The 12,126-nt window shown below is 39.4% G+C and carries 14 protein-coding genes; all 14 read right to left on the bottom strand.

From position 1 onward, the window contains the following. Positions 1–32 precede the first annotated feature (32 nt). The 14 genes from WBF63_RS07350 to WBF63_RS07285 all read right to left on the bottom strand — a co-directional run bounded on the left by WBF63_RS07350 (position 33) and on the right by WBF63_RS07285 (position 12,115). On the bottom strand, positions 33–1,154 hold the full coding sequence (locus WBF63_RS07350; RefSeq protein ID WP_424369065.1) for a beta-ketoacyl synthase N-terminal-like domain-containing protein: 1,122 nt from the start codon (positions 1,152–1,154) through the stop codon (positions 33–35). Between the two features lie 33 nt (positions 1,155–1,187). Beyond that, entirely contained in the window at positions 1,188–1,601 is a 414-nt protein-coding gene (locus tag WBF63_RS07345; RefSeq protein ID WP_424369064.1) for an acyl-CoA thioesterase, read from the bottom strand. Between the two features lie 63 nt (positions 1,602–1,664). Next, positions 1,665–2,957 carry an ABC transporter permease gene (locus tag WBF63_RS07340; RefSeq protein ID WP_424369063.1) on the bottom strand — a complete coding sequence of 431 codons (1,293 nt, stop codon included), beginning with the start codon at positions 2,955–2,957 and terminating at the stop codon, positions 1,665–1,667. Next, positions 2,950–3,696, bottom strand: coding sequence for an ABC transporter ATP-binding protein (locus WBF63_RS07335; protein ID WP_424369062.1), 747 nt, complete (start codon positions 3,694–3,696; stop codon positions 2,950–2,952). The genes WBF63_RS07340 and WBF63_RS07335 overlap by 8 nt, the downstream gene beginning before the upstream one ends. 221 nt (positions 3,697–3,917) lie before the next feature. Continuing rightward, positions 3,918–4,913 (bottom strand): BtrH N-terminal domain-containing protein, encoded by a 996-nt coding sequence (locus WBF63_RS07330; RefSeq protein ID WP_424369061.1) that lies wholly within the window; start codon positions 4,911–4,913, stop codon positions 3,918–3,920. An 81-nt stretch (positions 4,914–4,994) separates the two neighbouring features. Then, positions 4,995–5,399 carry a helix-turn-helix domain-containing protein gene (locus WBF63_RS07325; protein ID WP_424369060.1) on the bottom strand — a complete coding sequence of 135 codons (405 nt, stop codon included), beginning with the start codon at positions 5,397–5,399 and terminating at the stop codon, positions 4,995–4,997. Positions 5,400–5,450: 51 nt separating this feature from the next. Beyond that, positions 5,451–5,906: a hypothetical protein gene (locus WBF63_RS07320; RefSeq protein ID WP_424369059.1), complete on the bottom strand. Its 456-nt coding sequence runs from the start codon at positions 5,904–5,906 to the stop codon at positions 5,451–5,453. A 9-nt stretch (positions 5,907–5,915) separates the two neighbouring features. Next, on the bottom strand, positions 5,916–7,055 hold the full coding sequence (locus WBF63_RS07315) for a beta-ketoacyl-ACP synthase III (protein ID WP_424369058.1): 1,140 nt from the start codon (positions 7,053–7,055) through the stop codon (positions 5,916–5,918). Positions 7,056–7,069: 14 nt separating this feature from the next. Continuing rightward, positions 7,070–7,975 (bottom strand): dialkylrecorsinol condensing enzyme DarA, encoded by a 906-nt coding sequence (locus tag WBF63_RS07310; protein WP_424369057.1) that lies wholly within the window; start codon positions 7,973–7,975, stop codon positions 7,070–7,072. 92 nt (positions 7,976–8,067) lie between these two features. Beyond that, on the bottom strand, positions 8,068–8,511 hold the full coding sequence (locus WBF63_RS07305) for a hypothetical protein (RefSeq protein WP_424369056.1): 444 nt from the start codon (positions 8,509–8,511) through the stop codon (positions 8,068–8,070). Continuing rightward, positions 8,508–9,647 (bottom strand): beta-ketoacyl-ACP synthase III, encoded by a 1,140-nt coding sequence (locus WBF63_RS07300; protein ID WP_424369055.1) that lies wholly within the window; start codon positions 9,645–9,647, stop codon positions 8,508–8,510. Before WBF63_RS07300 ends, WBF63_RS07305 begins: the two co-directional genes overlap by 4 nt. A gap of 97 nt (positions 9,648–9,744) precedes the next feature. Then, a complete protein-coding gene (locus tag WBF63_RS07295; RefSeq protein WP_424369054.1) occupies positions 9,745–10,614 on the bottom strand; it encodes a lipid A biosynthesis acyltransferase in 870 nt (289 codons plus the stop codon). Positions 10,615–10,625: 11 nt separating this feature from the next. Beyond that, a complete protein-coding gene (locus tag WBF63_RS07290; RefSeq protein ID WP_424369053.1) occupies positions 10,626–10,877 on the bottom strand; it encodes an acyl carrier protein in 252 nt (83 codons plus the stop codon). A 17-nt stretch (positions 10,878–10,894) separates the two neighbouring features. Beyond that, positions 10,895–12,115, bottom strand: coding sequence for a beta-ketoacyl-[acyl-carrier-protein] synthase family protein (locus WBF63_RS07285; protein WP_424369101.1), 1,221 nt, complete (start codon positions 12,113–12,115; stop codon positions 10,895–10,897). Positions 12,116–12,126 lie beyond the last annotated feature (11 nt).

Below are 12,126 nucleotides of genomic sequence, written 5' to 3'. Positions count from 1 at the left end.
TTTGCTGAAATAATTATCAGAAAAGAATGGAATCAGATGAATTTCTCAAAAACGCTTGCGATATTACTTCCGCCAAATCCTGAAGCCGTTTTCAGAAAGGTTTTTAATTCTTTTTCTTCTGTATTTCGAATCAAATTAATCGGATAAGTCGTTCCTTGATTTTCAAATCCAAGCGATGGAATCAGCAGATTATTTTTCAGAGAATGAATGCTCAAAATCGTTTCCAGTAAACCGCTTGCGCCCAATGTATGTCCGAAACAAGCTTTCAAACTATTGGCTGGAATTTCCGATAATCCCGAGCGATGAAAAGCAATCGATTCCATCTCGTCGTTGTAAAGCGTAGCGGTTCCATGAGCTGAAATAAAATCAATTTCCACTTCGGAATTTTCCAAAGCTTTTTGGATACTTCGAAACAAACCTTCGCCGGTTCTGGAAGGCCCGGAAATATGATTGGCATCGTTAAATGTACCGCTTCCGAGAATTTTTACCGAATTTTCGGTGGGGATTTTGGTGAGGTAAACAGCTGCTATCGCTTCGCCTAAATTAATCCCGTTTCGGTCGCGGTCAAAAGGTTTGCAAACGGAATCGCTCACCGCCTGAAAAGATTCAAATCCCGATAAAATAAACTTCGAAACTTCATCGGCACCGATGACGATGGCATTTTCGTAGGAATCCGATTGCAATAATCTTCGGGCAAATTCGATCGCCAAAGCACCTGAAATGCAAGCGTTTGAAATGATTTGAACAGGGTTTTTTAATTCGAAATAATTTTCAATTTTTCGGGTCAATGAAGTCAGCAAAGCCCGTTCGTTCGGGAAATTAAATTCGGGATTTTCCAAAACCGAAATATTTCCTTTGGTAGAAGACAGAACCACCAATGTTTTTTCTGTCCATTTTATTTCATCTGAAAGTAAATTCTTCAAACAAAGAATGATCAATTTTTCGAGTCGGGTAAAGGATTCGTCTAAATTTAATCCGAAAAACCATTCCTCGTTTTCCTGTATCAGCGCAGCATAGAATTCATTTTGCGAAAGCTTCGGATTGGAATGTTTTTTTACTGCACTTTCACCCGATTTGATTTTTTCAAATGCCAATTCGCTCCCGATCCCGAAAGGAGTGATCAAAGAATCTGCTGATATGAAAATTTCGGTCATATTTTATATTTTCGGAAACCTGTCAGGTTTAGATCAAATTAAATCATATTTCTTTTTCCATTCCTCAAAAAACGGCGGATTGGACAAAAACAATTCGCCTTTTTCCTGGTCTGTAAAAACCTGAATCGTTTCGCCGGTTGCAACGAGTTGGCCTTCTTCGTTGAAAATTTTATACGTAAAATGCAGTTTTGCCGCAATTTCCGGAATGTGTTGGGTTTCAATGCTCGCCCAATCTCCATGCCGCAATGGCAATTTATAATCTACGGTACATTTCACAATCGGCGCAAATAATCCCGCATTTTGAATGTCTTTGTAAGAAATCCCGAATTTCTCACCAAATGCTTCCCGCCCGTCTTCCAAATAGGTCACATAATGCCCGTGCCAGACAATCCCCAACGGATCCGTCTCGTTAAATCGTACTCTGAATTTTGATGTATGTGAAAGCATTTTTATTTATTTAAACGGTAATCGAAATTCGAGGTTCGAGTTTCGTCAAACGAACTTCGTAACTCAAATCAAGTTATTCCTCTTATTAATCCAAACTGAAAGCATAAAAGTTCCGACAAAAAACAGAAATAAAAACAATAATTCTTTTGAAATATCCATCAGACTTCCATTCCGCAGAATGATATCATAAAAAGCCGTAATCCCCCAATTCATCGGCGAGAAAACCGCCACTTTCTGCATGATTTCAGGCATCAGATAAACCGGAACCCAAATCCCGCCGATAGCCGAAATGATAATCGTAAAAATCGCTCCAAACGGTGCACTTTGTTCCTGGGTTTTCATAATCGTTCCGATTAAAATTCCCAATCCGATAGCCGCAAAAGACGAGAAAATCACCACGATGGTCATCGGAATTAATTTTCCGCCGGGTTTGAAAGGTATCAGTCCCAATTCTGGAAAAATAAATCTCGCAATCAGCAACATCAGCACAAACTGAATCAGACAAATCAGGGTATAAGTGATGATTTTGCCGGAAGCAATGGTCGCATAGGAAACCGGACTTGTCCGGATTCGGATGATGGTTCCCAGATTTTTTTCTTTGACGATGTTGATTCCAAGCGGCACCACAATGAAGAAAATACCAAAGAGAATCCAGGCCGGCACATTGTGCTGAACCGTGTTGGGTACGATTCCGTCTTCTCCTTTCTGGGCGATGATTTCTTCGAATTGAATTGCATTGTCATCCATCATATTTCCTTCGGTTTCTATGCCCATTTGCTCTTCAAAAACCGTATAAATCTTTTTGGATTCCACTTTGGACATCATTTTTTCGATGTCATTTTTGACAGAATTCCGAAAAGTTTCACCGGCCGCCGGATCAAAATACAATTTGATTTTGGCTAATTTTTCCTGAGGTTGTTCCGCAACATCGGTTTGGGCAGAATCGGATTCGTCCAATGAAAATTCGGCCAGAATTTTCTCCACATTTGAATTAATTCTCGACTCCAATTCGGCAGAAAGATTTTCAGGAATCACCAGTGCAATTTGGTATTTCCCGCTGCTGACGAGTTTTCGTGCGTTGATTTCGTCAATGGTTTTTCCATCCTGTTTCTGAATCAGTTTCAGGGATTCGGTTTCGGAAATATTTTTTTCAATGGTTTTGCCCAATTCGCCACCATCATTATTCACCAAAACAATCGGCATCACACTGTTCCCGGCTTCCCTAAAGGTGCTTTGCTGAATCAAAGTAATGGTCACCAAAAGGATGGAAGGCATGATAAACAAGATTCCCAATCCGCCCCAATCGCGCATCAAAAGCAAGATTTCCTTTTTTATGGCAGCCCTGAGTTTAAACATTGCGAATTTGATTTCCTGTTAATTCCAAAAAAACTTCTTCCAGATTGGTAGCCTCTTTCACTTGCTGAATCAGTTCGTCAGAAGTTCCCTGAATGATGATTTTTCCTTTGTCGATGATGCAGAGTCGTGTGCAAAAATTTTGGGCTTCCGCCAAATGATGAGAAGTATAAACAATGGTCGTTCCTTTTGCGTTCAGTTCTTCCAGTATTCCGATGATCACTTCTTTGGACTGAATGTCAACACCCACAGTCGGTTCATCCAAAAAAAGAATTTCGGGTTGGTGAAGAATTCCGGTCAAAAGGTTGATTCTTCTTTTCATTCCGCCGGAGAAATCCTTTACCGGACGATTTCGGTAATCAGAAAGATTGACTTTTTCCAATCCCGATTCGATTCTATTTTTCAAATCATTTCCGTGGAGATTGTATAAACTTCCGAAGAATTCCAGATTTTCATAAGCCGTAAGCGTAGGGTAGAGCGCATATTCTTGCGGTACCACACCGATTTTTTTTTGAATTTCAGTCCGATTGGATTTAACATTCAATCCGCCGAGTTTGATTTCACCTGAAGTAGGTGCAAGAAGTCCGCACATCATGGAAATCAGCGTAGTTTTTCCCGCTCCGTTGGGGCCGAGCAAACCAAAAATTTCACCTTTTGAAATGCCGAGATTGAAATCGCGGATGACAAAGGTTTTCTTTCCGTCATAGGATTTGCTCAGATTATGGCATTGAATGGCTTCCATCGATTGCGAAAGTAAAAAAATTAGTTCAAATAGGGCGAAATTTGATTGAAGAAGTGGTTTAAAGCTAAATTTTTGTTTTCCCGTAAATAACACAGATTTACGCAGAATTTTTACCAATAAATTGCTTCGTATAGCCTTTTATTTTGTGGCTTTGTAGTTAAAAAATTAGAATTTCATGTATATCTTTCATAAATCGTATTTCGTAAATCGTACTTCGTAAATCAAATCGCTTTCTTCAACTCCTGAAAAAACTTTCTTTCGCGCTCAGACAATCCCATTAACTGATCGGAAAGTTTTTCATACACATTTTCTTCTCCACTGCGGTTCTTGTAAACCCGGGAAATATTGAGTGCAAAATCCCGCCATTCGTCACCGATTTCGGTCATTTCTTTGGATAATTCTTTTAGTTTAGGATTGTTTAAAATTTGAGAAGCTTCCTCCAGAAAAGCCGCATAAATAAAGCGAAATCCGCCACCGCCCGTTCCGATTTCTTCCTGCATTCGGATCAATTGTCCCAGATAATGATTGGTTTTTTTAGTGCCCAATTTTTTTGGCCATTTTCGGATGCTTTTCGCTACCCATTTTATGGCATTGACGCCCACAATGGGAACGGGTGCCAGCATGTCTTTGCAGGTTTTTTGTATGCCTTTTCGTACGGCTTTTTCCCAATCATATTGCGTTGGAACGCTTTCCAGATAATACAAATGTCCTTTTGGCGGCAACGCACCTTGCGCAAATCGAACTTTGGATAACTCTTTCTCGGTGAGTGAAGTTGGGGTTTCCATCACCGGATCGGAAATCAAATAGCGGTCGTCCTCTTTTCCGAAAACAACGAGATTGTGCGCGTTGAAATGGAAACGATATTCGTCTGGAAAATAAGTCAAATTATAAACTCCGACTTGAAGTCCCACGGGAATTCCTTCTCTGATTTTTTCGTCCAGAATTTTCTGGGCTTCTGCTTCCGATTTAAATCGTTTGTGAATGACTTTGATGCCCAATTGTTTGGCAAAACGTCGGAAAATGTATCCGGGCATCGGTCGGTAACTGAATCCCGGAGCGAAATTCACTTTCAAAAAAGGTAGATATACAAAGAATAAACCGGCTCCGATTCCGAAAACCAAAGGTTCGGAAACTTTTACGCCTTGGTGGTTCATCAAATTTGAAATCACGCCATTTTCACAATGAGCGGATTGTTTGTGTTGGAATTCAATCTGCATGAATCGGGTTTTTTACTTTGTCAAGATTTAATTATGAAAAGACTTGCCAAAGTTTTCATTCGGTTTAAAATAATTGCGAATCTAATTATTTACGGTAAAATTTTTCAGTTCCTCCACAGAAATTTCAAAAACATCGGCATATTTTTTCAAAGTTTTGTCCGATAATTTCCGGAAACGTTTGGGGTTGAAATGGCGTTTGACAAACCAGCGATGAATGCCCACATAACTTGCCAGAATCGAAATGTCCATTCGGTGAACTTCCATAAAATAGGCGAGGGGACTGAGTTTGCCTGCCGTAATTTCTTTTTTGGTTTGCTCAACTCGTTCTTCTATTAATTTTATGGATTCGTCCAAGGCAGTAGATTTTACTTTCCATCCCGAACTTTGAACAGTGGTGTAATTTCCATTTTCGTCAATTGCATAACAAATTTCTTGAGCTACTTTGGATAAACTTCCATTGTCCTGCGGCACTTCCTCTTTTTTCATGATTTTAATTTTTCAACTTAATCCCTCAAGATTCTCTAATTTACAACAAAATTACAACTCGCGTATTTGCAAAATCATTTTCATTTCGGTCGTAAAAGCCAGTTCTGAATTTACAGTTGTTTCGGCTACCACATTACAAATTTTTAAATTTTCGGCATCAAAAACAAGTTCGGTAGTGGTGGTAGTGAGAAGTTTGTCATGCACTTTTGGCAAAAAATTTACTGTCATGGAATTGATATGGCTGATGAACCCTATGGAATCTTTGCCATCGCTCCATAAATTTTCCTTGGCATCTTTGAGAAAAAAATTTAGAAAAACGAAACTACTTTGGGCCGCATTTTCCAGTAAACCCAATTCGGAAAAAGATCCATTTGTACAAAACAAAGCCTTTTCATCGATTTTATATTGGGTTTTTGCAACTAGATCCTCCACCGAAATCACTTTGTCAATGCACAAAATCGGTTTTCGGTGCGGAATAAGCGTTTCAATTTCAGGGTAGTTTTTCATTACTTAATTTTAACACACCGTCAAAACCGCACAGGAATAAGCAAATCTTCCACTTTCGGGGATGCAGAGCAAAACTTTTTGTCCTTTTTTTAATTTTCCTGAATTCATCAATTCTTCGGTTACGATGAAAATGGAAGCTGCGCCAATGTTTCCAACCTCCGATAAATTATAATACCATTTATCCACCGGGAAATCCAATCCTACCGCAGCGAACTCCTCTCGCAATCCGTCTTTGAAATAATTCGAAGAAATATGCGCCAACACATAATCCATGTCGTTGGGGTCGAGATTGTGTTTGTCAAATGAAGCCCGCAAAGATTGCGCTCCTTTTTTCAGAATAAATTCATCCAGTAACCTTGTGTCTTGTTTCAGGGCAAAAATGGATTGATTCAGCCATTCGTCAGCCGGATATTCCGCCCAGGACTTCAAACTTCCGTCTTCCTGTTTTTCACTTCCTGAATACATACAGGCTTCTATTTCATGGGCATACGAATAAAAATCAATGAATTCAATCCTTAAATTCAACTGGTTTTCTCTTGGTTTATTTTCCAATAAAAAAGCACCTGAACCGTCGGAAAGCATCCAACGCAAAAATTCTCTTTTAAAAGCCACAATGGGTTTCTCTTCCAAAAGTTTCAGATTTTCCACTTCATGGTTGAATTTATCGGCCGTCATCCAAATCGAAAACCGCTCCGAACCTGTTGCCACTGCATTGTTCACGGCGCCGGCTTTTACCGAAAGGAAGGCGTAATTCAAAGCATTCATTCCCGAATTACAGAGTCCCATTGAAGTATTGATTTCTATGGATTGATTGGGTTTCAAAACGCCATGCACCATGGAAGCGTGCGAGGGCTGAATCTGATCGGCCGAAGTCGTTCCGCAGGAAAGCAATTGCATATCGTTTTTTGTGAAATTTTCGTCAAAAAGTCCTTCTACGGCTTTGGCAGTGATTTCGGCATTGGTATGGGTAGGTTTTCCTTCCTTATCCAAGGCATAATAGCGCGTTTTGATTCCGTTGTTACGCAAAATCAAAGCTTTGGCTTTGGAGGGTTTCCCGTTTACGAGACCTAAGTATTCTTCCATTTCATCATTCTGAACAGGATCATTGGGTAGATAGGTGGACGCTTTGGTGATATATACTTCATTCATCTTTTAAACTAATTTTAAACTCCTTGATAATACTTAATTTGTTTTTTCCTTTTCCACCAAAATATAGGGGTTGTAAGGTTAAACAATATTAAAACAATTGGCGAAATTACCCAAATTGCAAGCATCAAATAAAATTTGTAAACGCTGACCCAAAACTTTCGTTTTTGTGGATTTTTGCTGATAATCCGAGAGAAAACCGTAAACAAACGGTTGCCGACTTTTTCTACTTTAACTAAAAAAGGACGGATTTCCACTGCGCCGTTTTTGACCAATTCTTCTTGCATCCCTTCATAGTTTTCTGATTTTGCAAAAGGAAAAATAATCTCTCCGAATTTGGAAGCGGAATTAATTTCTTCGTCCGAAACACCTGCCTTGGGCCAAGGTTTGGGTGAAACTTTATTTCCGGTTTGAAGCCAATTGAGAATGGTGATGACGCTGGTGTAATTATCATGTCGATCTACCAATGCGACGTTTCCGACTAAATTTACATTTAATTCTTTGAAATAAACTTTCAGTTTTTCCTGTGAAAGCATCCACATATTTCGGGTGCCCGAAACGGTAATAAGTGGTTTTCCCGACAATAATTTCGGAGCGAAATCACTTTTCAGAAAAGAAATAATTGGAATGGATGGTGTTAAAAACCAAACTTGATACCCAAAAATAATCAGGTCGTAATCTTTGTTCAAAACCTCATCTGAAGGCCTTTCTAATTCCACCGGAACCTGAAGATAAGATTCGGGAAAAGTATCAAAAAAAACATCTTTCGGCCAAGGAAAGGGAAAATCTTTTTTGGGTTTGATCTGGTAATAAGTAACTGTGAATTCTTCCTGATTATCCCGGAAAGGTTTCGTTAGATTTTTGACGATTTCTTCTAATTGTCCAGTTTGGGTATAATAAGTGACAAGAATGTTTTTGGCCATTTCGTTGCAGGATTTTTACAAAAATAACCAATTAATTAAATTTTGAGATTTTAATTTAGGCTGAATCTTTCTAAAATTATTTTGAAAAAGTATTACTCCATTTCTTTTGCAACAATCGTCCGCATTTCGCCTCGTGCAATCAGTTTTCCATTTAGAAAAACTTCACCTGAAACCATGGTTACACCCATGATTTGTTGTAAAACCCTAATTCGCGTCCGGACTTCTTCGCCTACTTTGGGAACTGCAAAAATTTCAATGTTTTTGATAGAACCGATGTATCCGACGGGCGCAGGTTCATTTCGTAAAAAGAAATTATAACCCTGATGAAGTGCGATGCTTTGAGCAAAATGTTCAATCATGCCCGACTCCAGCAATTCATTTTTACTGTTAACCAGAATATGATCTTCGGGCACCGTAAATCCTGATAAAATCTCCTTTTCTGAATGCTCATAAATGGCATCGACCAACACAAAAGGAGGTCTTTGTGGAATGAGATTTAGGATTTGTTCGGGCGATGATATGATGGCTTGGGTCATACAACTTCTAATAAGCCGTAAACATAAGAAAATCTGCCGCTTTCAGGAACGGATAAAAGGATTTTTTCACCTTTTTTTAATCTTCCCGAATAAAATAATTCTTCCAATTGCAGATAAATTGAGGCAGAGCCAATGTTTCCGAATTTTTCCAGATTGACATACCATTTTTCAAGCGGAATATTGATTCCGGCTTTGTGAAAGCCTTCATTTAGGCGGTCGTGGAAATAATAGGAAGAAATATGTGGAAGGAAATAATCGATTTCTTCCGGTTTTGTATGGTTTTCGTTTAATATTTTCTGTAGGCTTTCAGCTCCTTTTTTGATGATATGTTCGTCCAGTAATTTGATGTCCTGTTTGATGGCGAAAATGGATTCAGTCAGCCATTTTTCCGGATCGGAATCACTCCAGGAAGTCAAACTTCCATCCTGATTTTTGGTGGCACCGGCATACATACAGGTTTCGAGTTCATTGGCGAAAGAAATCCCTTTTATCCAGTTGATTTTCAGAGAAATGTTGTCTGAATTAGGTTCGTTGCTCAGCAGCATTGCACCGGCTCCGTCCGAAAGCATCCAGCGCAAAAAATCCTTGTCAAATGCAATAACCGGATTTTGTTCAAGTTCTGCTAATTTTTCTGCTTCATTGTTGAATTTATCGGCTTTTAACCAGGATGAAACACGTTCAGAACCTGTTGCGATAGCCTTTTTCGCACTGCCCGAAGCAATGGACATAAATCCGTATTTCAAAGCATTCATTCCAGAAGTGCAGATTCCGGTTGCGGAATTTACTTCCAGCGGTTTTTGTTGCCAGGCGCCATGCACCATACTTGCGTGGGAGGGCAGAAGCTGGTCTGGAGTGGAAGTCCCACAGGATAAAATTTCGATTTCTTCGGGAGAAATTCCGGATATTTCGATCAGTTTTTTAATTGCCTCAAGGGTAAGTTCTGCGTTATTGTGCGTCAGATTACCATTTTTGTCGATGGCATAAAAGCGTTGTAAAATGCGGTTGTTTCTCAAAACGATTGAACGGGCACGCGAGGGTTTTCCGTTTACCATACCCAAAATGCTTTCCATCCTGTCGTTGGTTACAGGTTCGTTTGGAAGGAATTTAGATATCGCTTTGATATAAACGTTTTGCATTTTAAAGTTTTTGAGTTCTGTTTCCTTGAGTTTTAAAAAGAACGCAAAGATAAGATTTTAAAATAAAAACCTCGTTTAAACTTATTTTGAGTAAAGTTTAATCCTTTTTCCAGAAATCGTAATAATTGAACCATTGGAGCGGATATTTCTCCAATATTTTTTCTATGCTTTTTGTGTAATTTTCTAAAAGTGACTGTGCATCCCGATTTTTGAATTCGGCTTTGCGAGCGTAGAGATGATAATGTCGGTTTCTTTCCCGCATTACATAAACAAATAAAACCGGTGTATTGAGTCGGGAGCTGAGTAAAAAAGGACCGGCCGGGAATTTTGCCTTTTCGCCAAAAAGCTCTGCTTCAAGGGTTTTGGTTTCAGGGAAATAACGATCGCCTGTGAAACAAATAATTTGTTGATTTTCAATTACATTGTGAATGTCGAAAATATGCGACATATCGTCCTTTACAATTACGAATTCGACATTGGGTTTTGCCATCACACTGTCCAGAAGGGATTTGATTGCGACTCTTTCTTCGTCGGTGGTTACCAAGTGAATTTTTTTGTCGAACTCACCCATGAAATGTTGTGCCAGCTCAAAATTCCCGACGTGTGCGCTGATCATAATCCCGGCTGATTCGTCTTTGGCCAACTGATGGATGTTTTCGATTCCGTCAAATTCATAAGTGTATTTATTCTCCAATCCGGCTGCAATGGCGACTTTGTCAATGAGTGTCTGTCCGAAAATATAGTTATTCCGATAGGTATTCATCAGACTTCGGAAAACGGTTTGTTTGTGTTTCTGACGAAAATAATTGTAGATAACACGGGTTTGTTTCGTATTGAACAGAAAGTAATAAAAAGAAACAAACGCCAGCAAAAAGTATGCGGCGCCGATTCCTGCTTTTTGTATGAGAATGATGAAAATTTTATATCCGGTGGCCGTGCCTTTGGATTTTCCTTCCCATTCTGCCATTTTGATTTTATTTAGGCAAGTGCATGAAACTTGCTTTCTACAACATTATAAAGATCATCAAATGTGTGAATATGTTCAAAATCTTTTCCTTCGAGTTTTACGCCAAAGTTAGATTCGATAATCACAACCAGATCTACATAGTCAAGACTGTCCAGATCCAGAGATTGTTTCATGTTGGCTTGGGGGGATATAACACTTGCTTCAACCTCGAATTCATCCACCAAAAAATCATTAATTGTCTGAATAATTTCTTCTCTATTCATAGTTCTTAGAAATATACTTATTGTTTTAGTTTCTTAATAATCAAGGCAGAATTTGTTCCGCCAAAACCAAAAGAATTCGACAAAAATACATCAAAATTTTGGTTTAACGTATTTTTAACTAAATTCAAATTTTTAGCTGCATCATCTACTTCTTCCAAATTAATATTCGGTGCAATAAATCCGTTCTGCATCATCAGCATCGAATAAACCACTTCGCTGGTTCCTGCCATCCAGCATTCGTGTCCGGTCATTGATTTGGTAGAACTGACGTAAGGATTGCTCCCAAAAACACTGTCTATAGCTTTGGCTTCGTTGGCATCACCGATGGGCGTTGAGGTCGCATGAGCGTTGATATAATGGATTTCTTCGGGGCTCATCCCGGATTGGCGCAAAGCCATTTCCATAGCGCGTTTTGGGCCGTCAACATTCGGTGTGGAAATATGGTCGCCGTTGGAAGAAAATCCATAGCCTACTACTTCTCCCAAAATAGTTGCGCCCCTTTTCACTGCGGATTCATATTCTTCCAGAATGATGGTTGCTGCACCACCGCCCGGAACCAGTCCGTCACGTTGGGTGTCAAACGGACGTGAGGCTTTGGCAGGCTCGTCCTCACGAACTGAAAAAACGCCCAATCCGTCAAAACTACCCATCGAATATTTATTGGTTTCCTGTGCACCACCACAAATAACGATATCTTGCAAACCTTGTTTAATCATCATAAATCCCAAACCGATGGAATGTGAACCACTGGCACAGGCAGCGCTGATGGTCATATTGATTCCTTTGATTTTATAAATCGTTGATAGATTCATCGTCACTGTGGAATTCATCGATTTGAAAATCGCACCGGAACCTACAAGTGTTGTATCTTTTTTCTCACGGACAATTTCAATCGATTCCCAGACCGATTTTGAAACTGAATCGTTTCCATACAAAAGTCCGACGATGTTTTCATCGAAAAATTCAGGTGAAATTCCGGCGTTTTTTAGGGCTTCTTCAGTGGCGACGAACGCAAATTCACTTTCTTCGGCCATCGAGATTCTTTGTCTTCTTGAAAGTGAGCCTTTTAAGTCCACAGGTTCTACAAATCCAGTCAACGCTGATCGAAAGCCAAAATCTTTACGCTCCTGTGAGAAAATAATCCCGGATTTTCCTTCCGTCAATGACTTTGTTACTTCTCCAAGATTTTTCCCCAAAGAGGAATAAATTCCCATCCCTGTAATCACAACTCTTTTCATTCCGCTCATTC

The organism is Moheibacter sp., assembly GCF_049672845.1.
Taxonomy (GTDB): domain Bacteria; phylum Bacteroidota; class Bacteroidia; order Flavobacteriales; family Weeksellaceae; genus Moheibacter.
The sequence above is the reverse complement of the archived record's forward strand: the minus strand, read 5'-3'. Positions and strand labels throughout refer to the sequence as shown.